General features: G+C 41.9%; 16 protein-coding genes and 4 pseudogenes. 9 read left to right on the top strand and 11 right to left on the bottom strand.

The window, feature by feature from the left end:
- Positions 1-121: 121 nt before the first annotated feature.
- On the bottom strand, positions 122-1,657 hold the full coding sequence (locus tag V7K38_RS19380; protein ID WP_334860017.1) for a cryptochrome/photolyase family protein: 1,536 nt from the start codon (positions 1,655-1,657) through the stop codon (positions 122-124).
- Between the two features lie 214 nt (positions 1,658-1,871).
- Between V7K38_RS19380 and V7K38_RS19375 the strand changes: the two genes are divergently transcribed.
- Positions 1,872-2,018, top strand: a complete 147-nt coding sequence (locus V7K38_RS19375; RefSeq protein ID WP_334860036.1) for a DinB/UmuC family translesion DNA polymerase — start codon at positions 1,872-1,874, stop codon at positions 2,016-2,018.
- Between the two features lie 82 nt (positions 2,019-2,100).
- Here the strand turns inward: V7K38_RS19375 and V7K38_RS19370 are convergent, their stop codons facing one another.
- A complete protein-coding gene (locus V7K38_RS19370; protein WP_334860016.1) occupies positions 2,101-2,751 on the bottom strand; it encodes a hypothetical protein in 651 nt (216 codons plus the stop codon).
- A gap of 499 nt (positions 2,752-3,250) precedes the next feature.
- On the opposite strand from V7K38_RS19370, the gene V7K38_RS19365 reads away from it, so the two are divergent.
- Positions 3,251-3,415: a hypothetical protein gene (locus V7K38_RS19365; RefSeq protein ID WP_334860015.1), complete on the top strand. Its 165-nt coding sequence runs from the start codon at positions 3,251-3,253 to the stop codon at positions 3,413-3,415.
- A gap of 117 nt (positions 3,416-3,532) precedes the next feature.
- Here the strand turns inward: V7K38_RS19365 and V7K38_RS19360 are convergent, their stop codons facing one another.
- Positions 3,533-3,943 (bottom strand): hypothetical protein, encoded by a 411-nt coding sequence (locus V7K38_RS19360; RefSeq protein WP_334860014.1) that lies wholly within the window; start codon positions 3,941-3,943, stop codon positions 3,533-3,535.
- Between the two features lie 278 nt (positions 3,944-4,221).
- On the opposite strand from V7K38_RS19360, the pseudogene V7K38_RS19355 reads away from it, so the two are divergent.
- Positions 4,222-4,338 (top strand): annotated as a pseudogene (locus V7K38_RS19355) (Y-family DNA polymerase); the annotation flags it as partial.
- 97 nt (positions 4,339-4,435) lie between these two features.
- On the opposite strand, the gene V7K38_RS19350 reads toward V7K38_RS19355, so the two are convergent.
- A complete protein-coding gene (locus tag V7K38_RS19350; RefSeq protein ID WP_334860013.1) occupies positions 4,436-5,980 on the bottom strand; it encodes a group II intron reverse transcriptase/maturase in 1,545 nt (514 codons plus the stop codon).
- A gap of 620 nt (positions 5,981-6,600) precedes the next feature.
- Here V7K38_RS19350 and dinB point away from each other — a divergent pair.
- Entirely contained in the window at positions 6,601-7,233 is a 633-nt protein-coding gene (gene dinB / locus V7K38_RS19345) for a DNA polymerase IV (protein ID WP_334860012.1), read from the top strand.
- 252 nt (positions 7,234-7,485) lie between these two features.
- Positions 7,486-8,719: pseudogene (locus tag V7K38_RS19340) on the top strand (ISAzo13 family transposase).
- 304 nt (positions 8,720-9,023) lie between these two features.
- On the opposite strand, the gene V7K38_RS19335 reads toward V7K38_RS19340, so the two are convergent.
- Complete coding sequence (locus V7K38_RS19335; RefSeq protein ID WP_334860011.1) at positions 9,024-11,135, bottom strand: pentapeptide repeat-containing protein; 2,112 nt, start codon at positions 11,133-11,135, stop codon at positions 9,024-9,026.
- A gap of 451 nt (positions 11,136-11,586) precedes the next feature.
- Here V7K38_RS19335 and V7K38_RS19330 point away from each other — a divergent pair, with 451 nt between their 5' ends.
- Positions 11,587-15,138: a LamG-like jellyroll fold domain-containing protein gene (locus V7K38_RS19330; protein ID WP_334860010.1), complete on the top strand. Its 3,552-nt coding sequence runs from the start codon at positions 11,587-11,589 to the stop codon at positions 15,136-15,138.
- Positions 15,139-15,144: 6 nt separating this feature from the next.
- Here the strand turns inward: V7K38_RS19330 and V7K38_RS19325 are convergent, their stop codons facing one another.
- The 3 genes from V7K38_RS19325 to V7K38_RS19315 all read right to left on the bottom strand — a co-directional run bounded on the left by V7K38_RS19325 (position 15,145) and on the right by V7K38_RS19315 (position 16,952).
- Positions 15,145-15,867, bottom strand: a complete 723-nt coding sequence (locus tag V7K38_RS19325) for a CHAT domain-containing protein (protein ID WP_334860009.1) — start codon at positions 15,865-15,867, stop codon at positions 15,145-15,147.
- Complete coding sequence (locus V7K38_RS19320) at positions 15,848-16,036, bottom strand: hypothetical protein (RefSeq protein ID WP_334860008.1); 189 nt, start codon at positions 16,034-16,036, stop codon at positions 15,848-15,850. The genes V7K38_RS19325 and V7K38_RS19320 overlap by 20 nt, the downstream gene beginning before the upstream one ends.
- Before the next feature lie 418 nt (positions 16,037-16,454).
- Positions 16,455-16,952, bottom strand: a complete 498-nt coding sequence (locus tag V7K38_RS19315; RefSeq protein ID WP_334860007.1) for a class I SAM-dependent methyltransferase — start codon at positions 16,950-16,952, stop codon at positions 16,455-16,457.
- Positions 16,953-17,083: 131 nt separating this feature from the next.
- Between V7K38_RS19315 and V7K38_RS19310 the strand changes: the two genes are divergently transcribed.
- Both V7K38_RS19310 and V7K38_RS19305 read left to right on the top strand, forming a co-directional pair.
- Positions 17,084-17,359 carry an HU family DNA-binding protein gene (locus V7K38_RS19310; protein ID WP_334860006.1) on the top strand — a complete coding sequence of 92 codons (276 nt, stop codon included), beginning with the start codon at positions 17,084-17,086 and terminating at the stop codon, positions 17,357-17,359.
- A 594-nt stretch (positions 17,360-17,953) separates the two neighbouring features.
- Positions 17,954-18,115, top strand: coding sequence for a ribbon-helix-helix protein, CopG family (locus tag V7K38_RS19305; RefSeq protein WP_334860035.1), 162 nt, complete (start codon positions 17,954-17,956; stop codon positions 18,113-18,115).
- 519 nt (positions 18,116-18,634) lie between these two features.
- On the opposite strand, the pseudogene V7K38_RS19300 reads toward V7K38_RS19305, so the two are convergent.
- A pseudogene (locus tag V7K38_RS19300) lies at positions 18,635-18,748 on the bottom strand (polysaccharide deacetylase family protein); the annotation flags it as partial.
- Between the two features lie 146 nt (positions 18,749-18,894).
- On the opposite strand from V7K38_RS19300, the gene V7K38_RS19295 reads away from it, so the two are divergent.
- Positions 18,895-19,512 (top strand): TetR/AcrR family transcriptional regulator, encoded by a 618-nt coding sequence (locus V7K38_RS19295; RefSeq protein ID WP_334860004.1) that lies wholly within the window; start codon positions 18,895-18,897, stop codon positions 19,510-19,512.
- Here the strand turns inward: V7K38_RS19295 and V7K38_RS19290 are convergent.
- The gene (locus V7K38_RS19290; protein WP_334860003.1) at positions 19,492-19,653 is read right to left on the bottom strand and encodes a hypothetical protein; all 162 of its coding nucleotides are present in this window, start codon (positions 19,651-19,653) and stop codon (positions 19,492-19,494) included. The genes V7K38_RS19295 and V7K38_RS19290 overlap by 21 nt on opposite strands.
- 9 nt (positions 19,654-19,662) lie before the next feature.
- Positions 19,663-19,843 (bottom strand): annotated as a pseudogene (locus V7K38_RS19285) (hypothetical protein); the annotation flags it as partial.

The raw sequence follows: 19,843 nt of genomic DNA, 5'->3' as shown, positions 1-19,843 counted from the left end.
CCTGGTTGAAGAATTTATTAATTGTGTACAAATCTGTTTTCGGGTAGATGTCCCAGCATAATCTGTTGCACAGATGCAAGTATTAAGCGATCGCTTCTTGACTCATCATTGTACTTCACTATTAGTTAACGGTTTCTGATTGTGTGGTGTGCCAATCTGAAGCCTTAGAACGGATTATTTGAAGCTCATCAAAAGAGATTCGCTCCAAGTTACGCAAGATTTGAGTCATGCGTGGCTGTTTTTTAAGCAAGTCATAATGACGAGCCAGAAAGTCCCAATAAAAAAAGTTGAAAGCACAAGCATTATCCGTACTGCGCTGGCGATGGTTATAAGCACAATTTTTACAATAGTCGCTCATGTTGTTGATGTAGTTAGCAGAAGCAGCATAAGGTTTAGAAGCAATCATTCCACCATCAGCAAACTGCCCCATACCAATGACATTGGTTTGCATCACCCAATCGTAGCCATCAATAAAAGCAGCATGAAACCAGTCTTCAAGTTCTTGGGGGGAAATACCTGCTATCAAAGCAAAGTTGTTCAACACCATCAACCGTTGAATATGATGAGCATAACCTATTTGTTTAACCTGAGTTAGAATTTGGTGCAGACAATTCATCTGTGTATCGCCAGTCCAATAAAAAGCAGGCAGTGGATGAGTGTGGTTAAACCAGTTACGTTCTGAATAGTCATCATCTAGGTAAACATAAACACCGTGCATATACTCTCGCCAGCCAAGCACCTGACGGATAAAGCCTTCAATGCTGTTTAGCTCCCAGTCGCTGCTGTTGTCTAAATATGCAAGTTGTGCCGCCTGAACAACTTCCAAGGGATGAAGCAATCCAATATTGAGATAGGGAGAAAGCATCGCGTGCCACATTGTCTGTTCGCCTGTCACCATTGCATCCTGATATGGCCCGAATGAAGACAAACGTGTTTTTATAAAAAACTTCATTACTTGTAGTGCTTGCTGTCGCGTTACACCCCAGCGAAATGGTTCTAATTGCCAGTAACTTTGATTGTCCTGGAATGCCTCAGATTGCTTAATGAAATTAATAACATCTTGTGTAATTGAGTCTGGTTCAAACCATAAAGCTTCGGGTAAGGTCAGTTGGCCTTTTGGTGGTTTGCGATTTTGCTTGTCAAAGTTCCATCGACCACCAACAGGTTGGTTGCCCTCCATGAGAATGTTGAACCGCCGTCGTCCCTGGCGGTAAAAGTCTTCCATGATTAGGCGTTTGCGTCCACTTGCCCAGTCAATGAACTCCTGATCACTCCAGATAAAACGGTTATTTGGTGTAAAAGTGACTTGAATTTTCAAGTTTAACTTTTGAATTAATGTAGCAAAAGGGCGATCTGTTGGAGTCATCACCCGCAGTTCGGTAATTTGGTATTGCTCAATCCATTGGAGTAAAGCTGTATTGAAATCTTGGCTTTGAGCGTATGTTACTGGGAAGCCAAGCGATCGCAATTCGGCAGCAAAGTGACGCATGGCTCCCCAGACCAATACCAGTTTTTGCAAGTGGTAAGGAAGTTGCTCTGCATGAGTTAGAGATTCAATAAAAATTATGGGAGTCTGTTGCTTTTGTTGCAAGCAACTTTGCAGTGCTGACTGCCCAGCCCAAAGTTGATCTCCGAGAACCCAAACGCCAATAGTCATGCCCTTGCTTCCTCTCAATCCGTGCGTTGGCAACGTGATGACAAAATGCTACTCAATCAAGTTTAACGCTATTGTTACAAAAACTTTCTGAATGAAAAAGCTGATGAAAGCCCAAAACTCGCGCTAGTGCTAATGTACTATTGTCGTGAGAAATTTCTCAAATATCCAGATTGAATCATAAATTTACCAGAGAATAGTCGGCTTGCTCCCATTAGTGAACTCTCTACGATTTTTGAAGATAGCCAAAACATTATTTTTATCAATTGAACTGGAGAATCGTAGTATTAGATTGCTGGGGATTTCGTTATCTAATCTGGATAATGCCAAACAGACCCAAGTGGTTCAATTGCCACTATTCTAAAATGCAGATATCACTTGGAAGTGATTGACTTAATGCACTGTTCCTCCAAGCGATAGCGTAACATTTTACTGTCACTGATGGTTTATTGAGTAGCACCAATAGCAGATTTTAGTTGAAGTTTAATATTTGTACCTTTCTTAAGTGCAACTTCTCCACCAGGGCTAGACAAAACAAAAGCAGCCGCAGCTGCACCACCTGCTAGCCCACCATGCTTGAACTTAGCTTGATTACCAAGAAAATGACCTGCAATTGTACCGCCTAAAATAATCCCTGTATTTTGAATGAACTTGCCTTTGGTTTTTGTTTCTAGCTTGGTGTTTACTAAAGTTGCATCAATGGGATAAGATGAACCATTTTTAAGCGAAATATCATCAAAAACTAAATGTAAACTTGCTTTTTTTCCTTTAACAGCTTTGACTACATCTTCTAGGTGTCCCTGTATTTGACCATCTTGAAGAACTTTATTAGCTCCAATTGAGGAATTTTTCGTTTCTAAAACAAAGCGGTCATTATTTTGGCTTTTACCCGTAGATATCTCTTGTTGAAGAACAGTCTCAAAACTTGTTCCAGCAGGGATCAATATTTGTTGATTATTTGGCTGACTAGGTGTACCTTCAGTGATTGCAGTTTTGTTGTTACTAGAAGTGCTGTCAGTCTGGGTATTAGTTTTATTACAAGCTGTTATACTACTTAATAAAATAGCACTCAATAACAATAGGAACAGATTTTTCATGGCGACGCTGTTGATGCAATGAATAATAACAATACAATCTTTTTAGAAAGATAAAAACTACAGAAGTGGAAACTTAATGTTCATCTGTAGATGCTTATTGAGCCAGAACTCAAGTTACACTTGCTCCCACTTAAAGCTATTATTCTGGGAATAGATGCACCTGGACTGATTCTAATATTGCTCGCTTTATACATTTTAAACTCGAAAAAGATTTCGGAGAAAAGGTTATCGGGTTTAGGTCAAAGGTTTTTTATTTACCCCTTTCCTTGAACTCTTTTCCCCAAAATCCGGCAAGTATTAGGGAAAAGGGTTCGGCTCATTAGTCGTAGAGTTAGCATTTTTAAGGAGAGGAAAAATTATTACACTGCTACGGCGACGTTAAAAATTGGCAATTGTTTTTATCCTTTAGCCTTCAAATAGTTAAACCTGAAACAGAAAAACATGGTAGAGCCTGTTAAAAACCTATTATGTTTACTTTTTGATTCAAGTAGGACAAAGTATGATTGCTTTAAAATATTTTGCATTCTTTGTACTACTATTAGCAGGACTATTATCAGCAATTAAGCAAATGAGTCTTGCTTTGGATGAAGGAAATCTTGAACAGTTTACTCTTTGGACAGGTGTTGCCTCTATAATTGCAGGTTTACCAATTATAATTTGGTAAATCTCAGATAAGCACATAATATTTTTAAATAGACATATTTAGAATAGCACGCTAGAGGGAGTAATAATCATCATTCGGAGAAATCATCGCTGAATTCCTAATTACTTAATGCTACTATCAATTGCGATCATTGCGATTAGGTGCTGACAGTTGAATCATTTCAGAAAACCGTGAATACTTAACCACATTAGTAGCTGGATAATCTGCCGATACTGCAATTAACCCAATTTTTATATCCTCGAAATAAATCACACACCCAATACGTCCTTCAACTTGAAAAGCCCCATGAAATAAATGATATTGAGCGATGTAGATCAGCAGACAGTCACTAATCTTTATTGCCCTGTCAAACATCTGCTGACAAGTTTTTTGGAGGACAGCATCTAGATATTCATTATCGGCACGCTCACCCAGGTCAGTGAATTCCGGCCAATCCGCAAAATGATCCATATAAAATAGCCAGATATCGGACAAGTCTGCGTCATTCGTGAGTTTTTGCTTAAGTTCATGTAATCGGTCGATATTCATATATATTTTGGATATTGGGGAGATGGAATAAACAGACAGTGCTGTAAAAAAGTTATCAATTATTTTTGCATTAATGGGGGATAAAGAATCGCCACCAAAGAGTTCTACTAAATGGTGGGGGACTTATATCGATAAACTAGTGCTAGTGTACTATAAGATTTGTAGTTTAGGATTTAATTTGCTCGTGGCATAGTGCGTAAAAAACGAGACTACTTGTGGTGGAGCTACTGTTGGGACAAGAATCTGTCGCTAGAACTAGGAAAATAATTCATGTTGATATGGATGCTTTTTACGCATCGGTAGAGCAGAGGGACAACCCTAGCTACCGAGGCAAACCGTTAGTAGTCGGTGGCAGCCCCAATCAGCGAGGCGTGGTTGCAGCAGCGAGTTATGAAGCTCGTAAGTTGGTAGAGTCGATGCCCGGTATTATCCGGGGCACCTCTCAGTTAAATCTGGGCGTGCGACTTTCACCGCACCCAGCTTCCGATGTTCTCAGCTTGCGCTTTTGCTCATGTGGATATAATCGTGACAACTCTCATGAATTGCTTCTAGATTATTCTTTTTCCAATTGGCGTGTTTTTCGTCGATGTGGTGCAAATGTACCTTTTCTTCATCAATGAATTTCAGACCGCAGGAAGCACATTTATGGCTTTGCTTCTTGAGAGCTTTAGAGATCATGCCGTCATAGAGCTTACTATTACGCTCGCTCCAGTAGGCTATATCACCGTCATAGGGGGATTTTGTTCCTTTTACCATGACGTGACTTGCTTCGGAGTAAGGAACTGATGGGAATGCTTTGTCTAATAACTTTTTACTAGAGTAGCTTGTTTGTTTAGTTTCCTTGTTGAATACCGTGTAAGCTCTTTTTTGGATGTGGTATAACGAGTTTTTAGACCCGTCCATCTTGCAGAACTTATGGTAATTTCTCCATCCTCTAACTATTGGTGCTAGCTTTTCAGCTTTCACTATAGAACCATAATTCGAGTTGTTAACGATGTGTTTTACTTTCTTACGGAATGCTTTGAAGTTATCCACTGAGGAAATACTTTTGAACTTTCCGTTTTTCTGGACTTTAAGGTGCCAGCCGAGGAAATCAAACCCATCTGTCGCGGCGGTAACTTTGGTTTTCTTTTGGCTTACTTGCATTCCGCGATTGCGGAGGAACTCGCTGATTCTTTCAAGTATCTCTATCGCGCTATCTTCGGGTCGAAGTATGATAACCATGTCATCCGCGTACCGGATTGATGGCTCTTTCCATGCGTTCGATGCATCTCTGTATCTGTGGATACTCTCGATTCCGTTGAGTGCGATGTTCGCTAATAGTGGGCTGACCACTCCCCCTTGTGGGGTTCCTTGTTCAGGAAATTCTGGGTTAACTCCTGCCTTGAGGCATCGGAAGATACCGATTTTTAAGCCTTTGGGGGCAATGAGTTCGTCCATAATTGCTGAGTGATTAATCCTGTCGAAGCATTTTTCGATATCGAGTTCTATAACTCTTTTATCTATTCCCTTACTTTGTGAGCGTAGGTTGTCAAAGATGTACTTTTGTGCATCATGGGCAGAGCGCCCAGTTCTAAACCCATAACTCCGAGCGTGGAAAGTGGCTTCGTGTGCTGGTTCGAGTGCATATTTTGCGAGGCATTGCCAAGCTCTATCCGCTATGGTTGGTATCTTAAGCCATCTGATAGTTTCGTCCTTCTTGGGGATGGGAATTTTTCTTAGTCCTTGATGCTTCCAATTTCCACTATCCACTCTTAGTAATTCTTCAAGGTTGAAGCGTTCCTCGAATGTAAGGGATTTTTTGCCATCAATACCAGCCGTCTTTTTACCAGCATTTAGCTGAGATACAAGTCTAATTGCAAGAAATCGAGCCGAGGTTGATTTTAGAATAAGCTTTTGGAGTAACCGAGCTTTCCGCTTATTTCCAACTTGAACAGCTTTATACACTCGCGTTTGAAGGCGGAAAAGGTTACGGCGGAATTTCTTCCACGGTAAGGCTTTCCAAGATTCACTAGTATGTCTACTGTGTCTAATCATTTTCTCTTCTCTGGTTAGTGTATTCTGAACACCTCGCAACAATTACGTTGCGTCCTACCCGAATCAAAGGGATTCCGTATCCCGTCTTACCTACCTGGGGTTCGACTTCCCCAAGACCTTTGATTCGTTTTTTATTCGTTCCCTCGGTTAGATTGATGAGCCACTGCGTTGCGGGGGTTCCGCCGTTGTAGCATGTGGCGTTGTTCCGTTAGGTGTAGCCAATTCAACCATTGGATTCCCTGGACTCTTACCGCTTCTATACCAATGGAGCGGCGGGAATTATTTCCAATAGAGTCGGGGGGTTTGTGTTGCGCCCCGCTCGAGTGTAGGTTGCTTTTTAAGGCTCGATTTCACCGTAGGAACTCCCTGTTAGCACCAGTGTCAACCCGCAACGGTCGTCTGATTGCACCCTGTTCCCAGCTTCACCCTGTAGAAACCGAGTCTACTCAGTGTGGGCAGATAAGGAGTCAATTCTGAGTCTGAATGGTAGGACTTTCACCTACATCTGACCGAGAGTTCAACCTTTAGTGACAGTAATCTGCTGTCAGGCTGGATTAGTTATTTACGGGCTAAATACCGTGATTCACTAATCAACGAATCGCACTGGTATTCATTCCGCGATGCCTTCCATAACCGCTTTTGCCAAATGCCCTGGACTTATCTTTGTCAGACCGAGATTCGACGTTTACCGAGATATTTCCACTTCAATCCACGCTATCTTTAAACGCTACAGTGATTTAGTGGAAGGAGTTGCGCTAGATGAGGCATACCTTGATGTTACTGAGAATAGGCAAAACATCCCCTACGCTTCTACTATCGCAAGACACATCAAAACTGCAATTGTTCAGGAAACTCAGTTGACGGCAATCGCAGGTGTGTCGATTAACAAGTTTCTTGCAAAAATGGCATCAGGGCAGAACAAGCCCAATGGACTAACGGTTATTTTACCCGAGGATGCGATCGCCTTTGTAGAGCAGCTGCCGATTGAGAAGTTCCACGGCATTGGAGAGGTGACGGCAGCGAAGATGCATTCGCTCGGCATTCATACTGGCGCAGATTTGAAAACGCGATCGCTCAGTGAGTTAACACACCACTTTGGTAAAGCAGGGCAATATTACCACAAAATTGCTAGGGCAGAAGATGACCGCCCAGTTGAGGCGAATCGGGTTCGTAAGTCCATTGGTGCAGAAACGAATGGCACTAAGAAAAGCCGAAACGCTTGTGGATTAAGCAGTTTGCAATTGCTTGCGTAATTCATGCCGGGGTTTCGTCATCAAGGGGTAAATTTTTGTGCGACGTTTACGGACTCGTGGTTCACTACGACCAGGGCGATTGCTCACAGCCTTATGAGCAATAAGGGACTTCCAGAAAATAAACTATTCCATTAACAGTAATGATAATCATTTTAAAGGGGAATGAAGTGGCTGCCGTAGGCAGCCACTTCATTCCCCTTTTGTAGTAATTTAAATAATGACGCTTGTTTTTGAGTGTGGTAACTGATGTCCATAGTATTAACCGATTCTCTCAAAAAATTGTTGATTGAAACTGCATTTCAATTAAAAGGTGCAGCAAAACGCAAATTTATGGCACAGACAGTTCAGGGCTTAGGTTTAGGAGGGCAAAGGCTTGCACAATCAGAACTAGGATGGAATCGAGATACTATTAGGAAGGGAATAAGAGAATTAGAAAGTGGTATTACTTGTATTGATAACATGAGTGGCAAAGGGCGTTATAAAGCAGAAGAACACTTGCCCAATCTTTTAGAAGATATAAAAAATATAGTAGATTCGCAAAGTCAGACTGATCCTAGTTTTAAAAGTCAAAGACTATATAGCAGACTCAGTGCAGCCGAAGTCAGAAAGCAATTAATTGAAAAATATGGTTATAGTGATGAAAATTTACATACATTCCTATTCAATTCGAGTCAAATTAAATAACTTAGGTTACAAGCTCAGAAGGGTAAAGAAAGTTCAACCTCAAAAAAAATCCCACAAACTGATGCCATCTTTGAGCAATTAGACCTAGTAAATAAAGATGCAGATGAAGATAAAAGTATTTTACGTCTAAGCATGGATGCAAAAGCTCGCGTTAAGATTGGCTCATTTGATCGCGGGGGTAAAAGCAGGGATGGAGCGAAAGCTGATGACCATGATTATAATCCAAAAACAACTGTAACTCCTTATGCTATATTCCTTCCAGAGTTTGATGAACTATTTTTATACTTTACGGAATCGAAAGTTACAAGCGATTTTATTGTTGATATTTTAGAAGATTTTTGGTTAGAAGAAAAGCATCGTTTTTCTGATATTCAAACCCTACTTCTCAATCAAGATAATGGGCCGCAGAATAGTTCACGGCGTACCCAATTTATGAAACGTATAGTAGAGTTTGCCCACAAACATCAAGTAAATATACGTTTAGCTTACTATCCACCTTATCATAGTAAATATAATCCACTTAGATTGGACATGGGCAATACTAGAGAATCATTGGAATGGCAGCATTTTAGATGAAGTGGAGACGGCTTTAAAGTTTGCTAGTACTATGAAATGGAAAGGTTCTCATCCAGTAGTTAAGCTAGTACACGAAACTTATGAGAATGGGGTAAAGCTTACAAAAAAAGCTATGGCTCAAATTGAAAAACAGATTGAGCGGCTAACCGATTCTACTCATGAAGTTTTCCCAAATTTAGGTAATTGGTTTATTGATATTTGTTGTAGTAAAACAAAAGTTATTTGATTTTAATAACAGCATTTATTTAGCTACAAAACATACTAATTTTACACTGTTTACTTCAAAGCAGACGACAAGTGTATAGATTCTTCATGCATAGATGAGGGGGAGAAAAGGGGTTGCCCTCGGCAACCCCTTTTCTCCCCCCTTAAAATGATTATCATTCTTGAGAAATCCTGTCTCTTGTTTTTCTTGGAATAATTTATTCTTTGGAAGTCCCTAACTTTAAGTAAAGTATGATAAATGTGAAGACGTTTTTGAGGAGAAGTGGCTAACAGTTCGGGAATAAGTTTTTGCAACACAACCAACTTTAAACCCTCAGTTGAGCAATCGCTGCTTCCACCGCAGTAGCAACCTCACCTTTGGGCATAGATCCAATCACCTGTTGGGATTGCTCAATCAAAAATTGTTTGAACCCGGGATCTTTCTCCGCTTCTACACCAATGATCTGTTGAATTAGCTCCATTTGTGTGCTGACGGTAGTCGCTACATTTTGTTGTTTGAACTGGGTAATTAAGCCCCGAAGGGTGCTAGTCACCTGCTTTGGATCGCTAGAATTCGTTATCAACTGACGAATTTGGTCGGCAGCTTCAATGTATTCAATTTGTCCAGACCCAGCTAAATTGGTGATGGTACTTCCCGTGATAAAAAAGCTGTTGCCCAGCGATCGCTTGCTCAACTCTTTTAAGGCTTCGGCTTGATCACCTGTTACGCCTGCCAGTTGTTTGACTAACTGTTCACTGGCTGTGAGTCGCGCTCTGATTTCTTCGTAGTCCCGGTAGATAGAATCTTGAATAGTAGTCTCTACCGTACTTTTATGAGCAGTGGCTTGATAAGTCAAACTGAGCTGTGCTTCAATTAGGCGCTCTGTAACACTCCCTTTCGTTTTGGCTTTTACAACCCAGAGATTTTCCCGTTGTTCAATTCCCTTTAGCTCAAATTCCAGTTCGGGCATTTCCGTTTGCAGCTTGTAAAAAGCAAGGCTGAGGGCGCTAAAGTCAAACTCGCCTTTAAACACCAACTCCACCACATCTTCTGGCTCTTGATACAGGAAGGCAAATTCACCTGCTTCAAAGTAACGATCAACAGGATAGCACTCTGTGGGCTGATTATCCTCATATTTGCGGTAAATGTAGTCGCAGCGCACGTCGGTAAAGCGAGTTTTATTACTGACACTCCAGTCTTCGATGCAAATACCCGTCAAATCGGCTCCCCGAAAGTCGGCTCTGGCAACTTGGGTACGTACCAAAATACTACCCCGCAGGTCGGCTCCCCGAAAGTCGGCTTCGGTGAGATTAGCATCAATTAGCACATTTTTCCTTAAATCAACCCCCTGGAAATCTGCGCCTGCAAGCTGTGTCCGAACTAAGCGGCTCTCTCGCAGGTCTGCCTGCTTCAAATCAGATCCGGTCAGGTTGGTATCGGTGAAATCAAAGCCTCGTAGGTCTGCCCCTTGCAGGTAGGCTCCCTGGAGATTTAACCCCCGAAAGTCGCGATCGGCACTACAGGCATGAGTCAGAAGTTTCTGAACTTTGGGGATCTCCAAATCGAGATACTGATTGTCTACTCTGGCTCTTTCTAGTCCCTTTGCACCCTGGAAACAAGTGCGATATAAGTTTTTAGCCCGCAGGTCAGTATTTTCAAGATTGGTACCTCTGAAATCAACTCCGCTTAAGTCTAATTTGTAGAAGGACTTGCCGCCAAAGGAGCCAATCGCTAATGCCCAATCTCGTAGTAAATCCGGATAGCGCCAAGGTGCGCCTTGACGATAGTTTGCTTGCCAGCTTCCTAACCCCAACCCCAACCCAAAGAACAGACCAGTAGCGATTGCCACTATTATTGCAGTGTTGAGCTGTGCTTCGCTCAAAGCCAAGAGTGCCTGCTTGACGTTATTATTCGTTGGAATCTTGATTATGTCAGCAGCGATGTTACTACCGACCCCTGATGCACTGACCACCACAATCACCAGAGCAAGTTTAAGCACCTGCGATTTAACAAATAAAATATCGATTAACGCGATCGCAAATCGGTTGACATACAAACTAGCGGTACAAATTGCCAGTCCTATTATTGTGTAAGCAAACGTCAGGGGAAAATAGTCGGATGGAAGCTCTACAAACTTGAAAGTCATCAAAAGTGTGGCGCTCGCCATCACAACCAGTAATCCTAGAGACGCGACTAAAAGACTTCTAGCAAAATTTTTATAGACTGCCGTAATTTCCCAAGCCAACAGAATTAAGAACACACTAAAAAACGATGGTAAGTAAACTGAGCGGATGTAAGTATTACATCCGATAATCCCACCCGCATATCCAGAAATTAGATTGATTAGAAAGCACAGTGCAATAAGTAGAAAAACTATGACAACCTTCATTAAAAGCTGTCGCTTTGCGGGCAGTTGATAAGTTTTCTGGCTTTCCATTTTATTACGATTTCTTAAGTAGGTGAGATTCTTATAGCAGTCCTGAATGATTTACAAAGAGGGGGATAGAAGGGGCGTTGCCCTCCTTTGGGAACTTTGCCCCAAACTCTTTTGGAGGCTTCTCACAATTGATTTGGGATTACTATAGTTCAACAAAACCGAATAAAGCCTAGCTTACGGGTGAAGAATCCAGTTCCCCACCCGCATAATCACGATCCTGGGTTGTTGTCCTGATACTAAGCCTGAGATTACCAAAAGTCGCTGGCAGAAAATAGAGGTTTGTGATATAGCTTATGTCAAGGGACACTAAATTCTAGATTTTCTTAACAGCTTACCTTTGTCTCCTGAGTTACTAGATATACAACTTCTCAAACGAGATCATAGATCGGTTCCTAGCGTTGCTAGCTAATGCAATCGCTCCCATCGTGCATTCTACAGAACAGTAGCAGTTATGAATACAGAAAACGATACCCAACGGATTACAGCAGCCTGCAAGGAACAGTGGATACTACATTCAATTCCTTTTATGCCTGGCACTTCTAATGTTGGGTTAAACGAAGATTTTTTTAAAGATGCACCTGATGCTGAGGAATTAGGAAAGGTTATTAAAATCTGGGAGCAGCGGGAGGGCATTAAGTCGCATCAATTGGTGACTGCTGTGATCGGCGAAGAAGATTTTTTGCCACTATCTTTTTTACAGCAAGGGGCGAAACAGGGGGCTGCGGTTTGCCGAATTGCCCGCTACTTTTCTCTGTCATCATTTAAAGAATTTATTGAGATGATCCAAGAGGTGATCGTTAAATGGGGCACTGCCGAAAATTTTAATACTGCTGCAAAACTCAAAGAAATTTTCTTGCTTCCTGATTCAGTTGCCCAAGATATCTTCTCGCTGCCCAATCCAGTAGAAAACAATGCACCGTGGAATGAGATCCAAGATGCTGATAAGTTGCTCAATAATCTGCAAGCATTGACTGACAGCCAGCTTGCGAAAATTAACCCCATTCCCATTGGCACAGGCTTTTTGGTCGGAGGGACACATCTCCTTACTAACCAGCACGTACTGCCCAGTGCCAAAATTGCCGAACAGTGCGTCGCGCAATTCAACTATGAAGACGATGAAGAATCTCTTGAAGCCTTGATTGACTACGAGTTTGATCCCAAAGCTTTGTTTGTATCGGAACCGAGTTTAGACTACACACTGGTACAGCTAAAATCGGGCGCATTTACTCGACAGGCTGGATATCGTATGGGCTGGATTCAACTAATTGAAGATGATGCAGCCATCTGTCCAGGTTTGTTTTACCAAGAAGCTTCTGACAAGAAGCCTTTGCCTTCTCAGAATGAAGGTTTATGGTCAGATTCACGATCAAAATTTTTTATAAATGTGCAGACAGAAGAGCAGAAGCAGGCGTTTCAAGACTGGTCAAGAAAAGCCTCTGGGGATTCAGTGTATATCATTCAACATCCCAAAGGTAGACGCAAACAAATTGTAATGGTTAATAACAAGGTTATTGATTATGGACTCTTCAAAAACTTTTTGAGATACAGAGCAAATACAGATTACGGATCATCGGGCAGTCCTGTGTTTAATGGTCAGTGGCAGTTGGTTGCTCTACACCATGCAGCTATTCCAAAGATTGTATCTAAGGAAGCTGATCATTATGGCAAAGAGAAAGATCAACCTGCTGAGATTATTGCACAACAAGGTGTACGGATTTGCAGAATCGTTGCAGATCTGAAGCAGAAGAGCTTTCGGAATCCCAAGTTGAAAAGCTTTATTGAAGATTTTGTGATCACCGCTGAGCAGCTAAACTATCCGCCTCTACCTGCTGTAGCTAGATTGAACGGCGGAGTGAGTGGTCAAAAGAATGGCTATTTTGATTGCGGTAATCATGAAAGCTTAGATGTCAGTGAATCGATAACTTGTGAAGCTTGGATTGCAAAGCTTGATGATGAAAATGGTATGATTTTTCGCCGAAACGAAGATAAAAATGAATATGTGCTGTGGTGCTTTGATGGGAAAATACGTGCACAGGTCAGATCAGAAGGGATGAACTATATTGTTGACACAAAAAAGCCCGCACCCCAAGATGGGCTATGGCATCATGTTGCATTTACATGGAGCAAGTCACAAGAAACTCAAATATATATTGATGGAGAAAAACAAGAACCCAAATACGGCAAAGACGACAGAACCCCTCTGGAGACTCCTATTGGTAAAATTAATAGACCCGTATGTATTGGAGGCGAGAGTGAGCAGGAAGTTCTTGGAGGTGATATTGCCGAAGTTCGTCTTTGGAAAACTGTTCGCAGCCAAGCTCAAATTAAAGAAACGATGTATCGGCGTTTAACGGGCGATCATAGCAAAGAAGGGTTGATCGGTTATTGGCAATTTGAAGAAGATAAAGCCAGTAAGACCTATGTTTATAATCTTGCCGCACTAGAGGTTGGATCGAATGTCCCATCCATCGATCTTTTCACGCGCTCTGCCAAAATTCAGCCTCAGTTTGGTTTAGAGTTAAATGGAAAAACCGATTATATCGACTGTGGCAGCTTTGCAATTGAAAAAGCCGTCACCTTTGAAGCTTGGGTACAGCGCAAGGAGAGAAATCAGACCAGCTTTATTGCCGCTCAAGGAGGATGTTGGGGAGGACAAGGATATAGTGTGTGGTGGGACAATGATCGCATTGCTGTGGAACTCCAGGGTGATCAGACTGAAATCCACGCAAAAAATTACGTGCCTATACCCATTGATAACGATTGGCACCACATCGCCTTCACCTGGAGCAGCGAGTTACCCAATATTTGCGTCTATATTGACGGAAAGGGAGTTCACAGTAATAAAGAATCTTTTGCCGGTCCGATTGGATTATCTAGGATGAATTTGTGTATTGGTCGTAATAAGGCAATTACTAATTATTACTTCAAAGGTTCGATCGCTGAAGCTCGTTTGTGGAAAGTGGCACGTTCTGAAGAACAAATCAACGATGCCATGAACAAATTTATTAGTGATGAAATTAAAGACGATCATCTAGTAGGATATTGGCGGCTAGACGAGCAAACCGGAAATGAAGCCACTAATCTTGATGGTAAAGGGCAGCCTGGAGTAGTTTATGGGGGAAGATGGCTTAAGGCGCAATACGCCGCTCAAAATAGTCGGCGCGATTATGGTGTGCCTTTTGGAGACGTGAAATGGTTAAAAGCTTCTGAATGTTCTGCTAGTTTACCGTTGCCCAGTGGACTCAAGTTTAACGACAAAGACGATCAGGTCAATTGTGGTCAAGATCCAAGCCTGAATGTGACTAATGCCATTACCGTCGAAGCCTGGTTAAAACACCAGTTTGGGAACTGTTTGATTGTCAGTCGGGGTGGCTATGTTAAAGACGGTTATTCTCTCTGCTGGCGTGATGGTAAAATCCGGGTGATGCTTCTGGATAAGACTACGAACCAGAAAATGATCGTTGATACAAAAGAGAATGCTCCTATTGACCAAGTGTGGCATCATATTGCCTTCACCTGGGATACAACCTCACAAGAAATTTTCATCTATGTGGATGGCAGACAGCAGGATTGTGTGGTGATGGAAGGGCAAACCAAGTCGATTGTCCATGCCGGACAAACAAAAAGTACAGCGTTGTTTACAGGCTCTCTGGCTGACCTCAAGGCTGATCTCGTCATAGGATGTAATACCAATAAAGAGCAGTACTACAATGTGATGATCGCTGAAGTTCGGCTTTGGAAAGTAGTTCGCACTCAAGATCAGATCAAGACCAACATGACCTGCCGCTTGAGCCGCCGAGATGATGATTGGCAATATCTTTTAGCTTACTGGCGACTCGACGATGGCGGCGAAGGCAATACCCAAGCGCGTAACCTTAAATCCGACAGCAATCACGGTCTAATTCAAGGCACACGGTGGTTTCCTGCACCGCCTGCATCCGCAAGCCTGAGTCAGCCTCTGACTTCAACAGAAAATTCCAGTATCCCTACTCCTTCCGGCTGAAGGCTCTCAGGCAGGTTTCTTTTTCAGGACAGGGGTCAAATACTCCTCAATCCCTGCCATGCGAATTGCATTACAACCGAGCTTGTAGGCAAACTCCACTGATTCACCAGTCCCCAAAGCGGCATAGAAAATCACTGCAAACTCGATCGCCGCTTGATCGCCAATCGCCTTATTCATGCCGATGACATAAGGAATATGATTGGCGATCGCCTCTGCTTGAACTTCAGAGTAGCAAGCATTCAAAACCACACACTCCACTCGATCCGCAAACAACTCAAACAATCCAGCCAATGCCTCCGTACTAACCGCCACTGCTTTTCCAACTTCATTCTCCAGGATCAACCCCATCTCGTTCTCGCCATGTCCAGAAAAATGAACCACTTGTGGCTTGATATCTAGTAAAGCATTCTGAACATCTCGCGATCGCACTGCCCAGCGTTGTTCTAAATGGAAGCGATCGCGTTGATTAGCTCGTCGTAACCCTGCATCAATTTCTCGCACTTCTTCATCCAAACGCAAGGCAGGCGTAGATTTCGGATTTGCTGCCAGAATCAGAATGACCTTCTGCTGTCCCTCCAAAACTGTCTCAGATGATACGGAAGCATTTACAGTTTCTCGTTGTTGAGTGGCTTCGTTAATGTTCATCGTGCCACTACCCAACATATTGCCAACTGAACTGCCCGATATGTTAAACGTGTTTTGAGTTGAATCAGAATTGGGTTGAGTCATAGATTTTTTCTAATAGTTCTTGCTGTTTGTCCTCAAATTCCGCCAACTTTTCTTCTGATTTCTTGATATGCTGTCCCATTTTCTCCACCAGTCGTTTGATGCTGGCTGGAGTCTTGTCCCACTCTGATTCGGAAATTTCAATTCCGTAGCTGAGGCAGTTTTCATCCATGCAATTTAATCTACCACCTCAGTAACCTATTTTTCAGTGTAGCGTTTCAAATCCCGTGAACGGTTAAAATATTTCAGCTTCTAAACAGAATGGCACTAAGAAAAGCTGAAACCTTGTCAGGGCAGGGTGTAGGGTGTAGTTTTAAGACAATTAAATTGTTAGTTGCGTCAAGGAGTTCAACATCTTCTTAATTCCCCACACCCGAACCTGCAACCCCACACCCAAAAGTCAGCTATATCATGGCTTTGCGCTTAACTTAGTGCCATTCGACTCTGAACCCTTTACCCTATAAGACTTCATGCAAAAAATGTGTCGCCTGTTTTTGTTGCAAAGCGGCTGTTCCAGCCGCTTTGCAACAAAGAAAAGTAGCATAAATAATTTTCTCTGAAATTGACTCAAAACACCCAAAGTCAACAGCCTACCCACCGGGAGCCACAAAGGAGGCAACCGAAGAAATAGCAGCATAACGCACATTTAACGGTAACGCTTGAATGTTACGGCACTCGAACACAAAGTCAAACCCAAGATGCCATTGTTGTGCCGTAACTGCGAACAAATCTGCAACTACGTAGTTGACAGCCGAATTGGGAAATCGCTCTTGACACCAAGCGATCGCCGTGGGGGAAATATCAAAAGCAGTTACCTCAAATCCTAGATTTGCTAAAGCTTCGGCATCATCTCCCAAGCCACAACCAATAACTAGCGCCTTTTGCCCAAAAGCGAACGGTTGATGCTCGGCCAACCATTCTTGCAGATAAGGGTGAGGAGCTAACTTGGCCCAAGGAATTTGTGTTGTATCACCTTGAGCTTCGGCATACAAAACTTCAAACCACGCTGATGGCTCTGATTTTTGTTGTGCAACGCTTGCTAACTGCCTAACATGAAGCTGTAAATTTTCAGGTTGTTGTTCAAACATAAAAACTGACCTTTGGCGAAAAACTGGTGCAAACGTATGTAGCAATGCTATGTTTGCTACACCCCCTCCCATTTGCTAATAATAGCTAGTAATGCTAAATTTCCGTTACTGCCAATACTTCAGGGTAATTTATGAACAAAGGCGAATTAGTAGATGCTGTAGCAGCAAAGACCAACATCACAAAAAAGCAAGCTGATGAAGTCATCAGTGCTTTTTTGTCAGTCGTTACTGAGGCTGTAGCTAATGGGGATAAGGTAACGCTCATTGGTTTTGGCTCATTCGAGCGGCGCGAACGCTCAGAACGCGAAGGGCGTAATCCGAAAACCAACGAGCCAATGACTATCCCAGCGACTAAAGTGCCTGCGTTTTCTGCTGGAAAGCTGTTTCGGGAAAAAGTAGCACCATAAGTACTATTGACGTGTTGACTTTATCTAAACAGAAGTCAGAATGAATTGTTACCGAAAAAGCGGTGTTTTTAGTACGTAAATCCTTCTCTACCAGAGGCAAGTCTAAAATTACAGATGTTACAAACTGCGATGCCTACGGCGCTAAACTACGCTGGTAGTGGCGAGAGAATGCGATTGCTTCCTTCGCGTCAGGGCATAGCCAATCGCCCAAGTTGTATATAGGTTTGAGATAATCATGCCTGAACATTCAGGATCGCACTTCAAGCAGCAGTCCTGTAGTGAATGGCTGCTGATGCTCCATCAAAGTGCTGACAAAACTTTTTTAAGAAATTGAGCGGCTGATTTCAGCAAAGCACTTAGTTGGGATCAGCCCATTTCATACTCTCTTGATACTGATGGGATAATTTCTAACTTTAAAGGGCGAAAACTTTATACTCTAAAACAGACTTTACATCTTAACTATTATGAGGAAAAATCTATTCGTTTTCTTTACCATCTCTTGAATAAAAAGTCATTGATAACACCCATGTAATAACAAAATAAGTGATTGATATTAGAGAAGTAGTTGAAAAACGGAACTTGTCTCATATCTTTATGAATAAAAAATGGGCTGTGAAACGACTAACGATCAATCTCACATCAAGCGAGGCAGAGAAATTGGAAAAATACTGCTCAGTGACTGGTAGACCAGCAACAGATGTAATTAGAGAATTACTTCGTTCTTTAAAAACTGAAGAAACACAAGATAGTAATTGAGCAGTTTCATCGGCTGGATAAATAGTAAAGCTAAGTAGATATAATCCTCGTACTTGAGGATTATAAATTTTTATTTGGAGATAAATTTTGATAAACAGAATTCAGGATTCAGAATACTCTACCCATAAAGGAATAAAGTATTAATAAGGAATAATGTTTAAAATTTGTTTGGCCCACAATTTGGCTTGGTTTTAAACCAATATTCAGATACTGATTTAATGATGGCGAAAAGTTTGCCTCATACTGAGTGTAAAAAGCTTGTATAAAATTCTGTAGTTAAATATTCTGCACCTACTGTTTCGATTACAGTTCAGAATTTGTCACTATAGTTATGAATTAGCTGTATCTCTTGTATAAAAATATTGTCAACAGATTGTAAGATTATTTCAATATTATCTGAAAAAGTGTTTAGAGACTTGGGAACAAGACTACGCTAACCATGTGATAAAAACTCTAATTTTGCTTTCATATATATAGTGTCAGCATGAGCAGCAATTCCATTTCGACAAAAAACCAAGATTACTTTTTATTTCTAATCAACTTTTCGTTTTTATCTTGAATTTGTAAGAGTTCAGGGATAGTGACAAAGTGATAGCCTTGATTACGAAAGTTGGCAATAATTTCTGGTACTGAGTTCCAGGAAATTGAGTCAAGTCTTGCCACGGCTGCTCAATTGTGTTGATAAATATTTGCCCAGGCATAAGATATATCCATAATGCGATGATTGCAAGTGAATGAATATTATTCACTCGTATCACATTACCACAATCGTTCGCTCTATGGGAAAAAGAACCAAACCTACACAACCTCGATATGATGTCCTTGGGCGATACACGGCTTTGTTGGATGCAGGCGAGACATTACTCTGTATTGGCTACGAGCAAGCTCAACCTCAACTCATTGCTGATACCGCAGGTGTATCGGTTGGATTGTTTTATCGTCATTTTAAAAGCAAGCAAGAACTGCTCACCGCTATCATAGTCAGGCATTTAAACAAGTTACATCTTCAAATTGTTCAAGCTCACAAAGCCTGTTCTCATCCAATAGAGGCAATGCAGATGGTTATTTTGCTCACATTGCGCTATTTCCACCAGCATCAAGGACTAATCAAGCTATTCTTCATCCAAGTCGGTTATGGTGACATCACAGCAACCGAACAACTTCAGTCGGCACGACTAAACTATCGCAATATTTTATTGGCCATTATTGAGGATGGCATTGCTCAAGGGATATTTCTCAATCCACCTGCCCTTAATGTTCAAATTGCTATCAACAGCATTATTGGTACGATTAATTGGACTCTCTACGATCTACTCGTTGTCCAGAATCAAAACCTACAACCTGAAGCCTTAGCCACACAAATATCCTCGCACTTACTAAGGAGCCTGACACGCTAGTTCCCCTCCCCCAAAAGCTAGATACGCCCTAGACTTGGGCGTGCGGGTGATGAGGCAACTGCTGACTTTTGGTACAGTGGTATATGTTGATGAGCGATGGCGTAACCGCCCAGCGTAGCTGATCGCAGTAATCAACTGCATTACTTGAGACTACGCACTCATGGATTCAGAAGTCAGCACACCAGACATATCTAATACTCGCTGTGACCAAGTAGACGCGATATTTGCTGTTTCTGTTGAATTGTCCCAAGTGTTAACCCAGTTTTGCTGACAATCTTGCAGCAAGCCTTGAAGTTGAGCTAATTCACTATTAATTTGGCTTTCTCGTTGA

This window comes from Nostoc sp., from assembly GCF_036917465.1.
In the GTDB taxonomy this organism is placed as follows: domain Bacteria; phylum Cyanobacteriota; class Cyanobacteriia; order Cyanobacteriales; family Nostocaceae; genus Nostoc.
This window is presented reverse-complemented; position numbering and strand designations above follow the sequence as displayed.

Bases quoted from the DNA above. Each gene is read 5' to 3' on its own strand.
- V7K38_RS19380 (WP_334860017.1), bottom strand. From the start codon at position 1,657: ATGACTATTGGCGTTTGGGTTCTCGGAGATCAACTTTGGGCTGGGCAG.
- V7K38_RS19370 (WP_334860016.1), bottom strand. From the start codon at position 2,751: ATGAAAAATCTGTTCCTATTGTTATTGAGTGCTATTTTATTAAGTAGT.
- V7K38_RS19365 (WP_334860015.1), top strand. From the start codon at position 3,251: ATGATTGCTTTAAAATATTTTGCATTCTTTGTACTACTATTAGCAGGA.
- V7K38_RS19360 (WP_334860014.1), bottom strand. From the start codon at position 3,943: ATGAATATCGACCGATTACATGAACTTAAGCAAAAACTCACGAATGAC.
- V7K38_RS19350 (WP_334860013.1), bottom strand. From the start codon at position 5,980: ATGATTAGACACAGTAGACATACTAGTGAATCTTGGAAAGCCTTACCG.
- dinB (WP_334860012.1), top strand. From the start codon at position 6,601: ATGCCTTCCATAACCGCTTTTGCCAAATGCCCTGGACTTATCTTTGTC.
- V7K38_RS19335 (WP_334860011.1), bottom strand. From the start codon at position 11,135: ATGGAAAGCCAGAAAACTTATCAACTGCCCGCAAAGCGACAGCTTTTA.
- V7K38_RS19330 (WP_334860010.1), top strand. From the start codon at position 11,587: ATGAATACAGAAAACGATACCCAACGGATTACAGCAGCCTGCAAGGAA.
- V7K38_RS19325 (WP_334860009.1), bottom strand. From the start codon at position 15,867: ATGACTCAACCCAATTCTGATTCAACTCAAAACACGTTTAACATATCG.
- V7K38_RS19320 (WP_334860008.1), bottom strand. From the start codon at position 16,036: ATGGATGAAAACTGCCTCAGCTACGGAATTGAAATTTCCGAATCAGAG.
- V7K38_RS19315 (WP_334860007.1), bottom strand. From the start codon at position 16,952: ATGTTTGAACAACAACCTGAAAATTTACAGCTTCATGTTAGGCAGTTA.
- V7K38_RS19310 (WP_334860006.1), top strand. From the start codon at position 17,084: ATGAACAAAGGCGAATTAGTAGATGCTGTAGCAGCAAAGACCAACATC.
- V7K38_RS19305 (WP_334860035.1), top strand. From the start codon at position 17,954: ATGAATAAAAAATGGGCTGTGAAACGACTAACGATCAATCTCACATCA.
- V7K38_RS19295 (WP_334860004.1), top strand. From the start codon at position 18,895: ATGGGAAAAAGAACCAAACCTACACAACCTCGATATGATGTCCTTGGG.
- V7K38_RS19290 (WP_334860003.1), bottom strand. From the start codon at position 19,653: ATGCAGTTGATTACTGCGATCAGCTACGCTGGGCGGTTACGCCATCGC.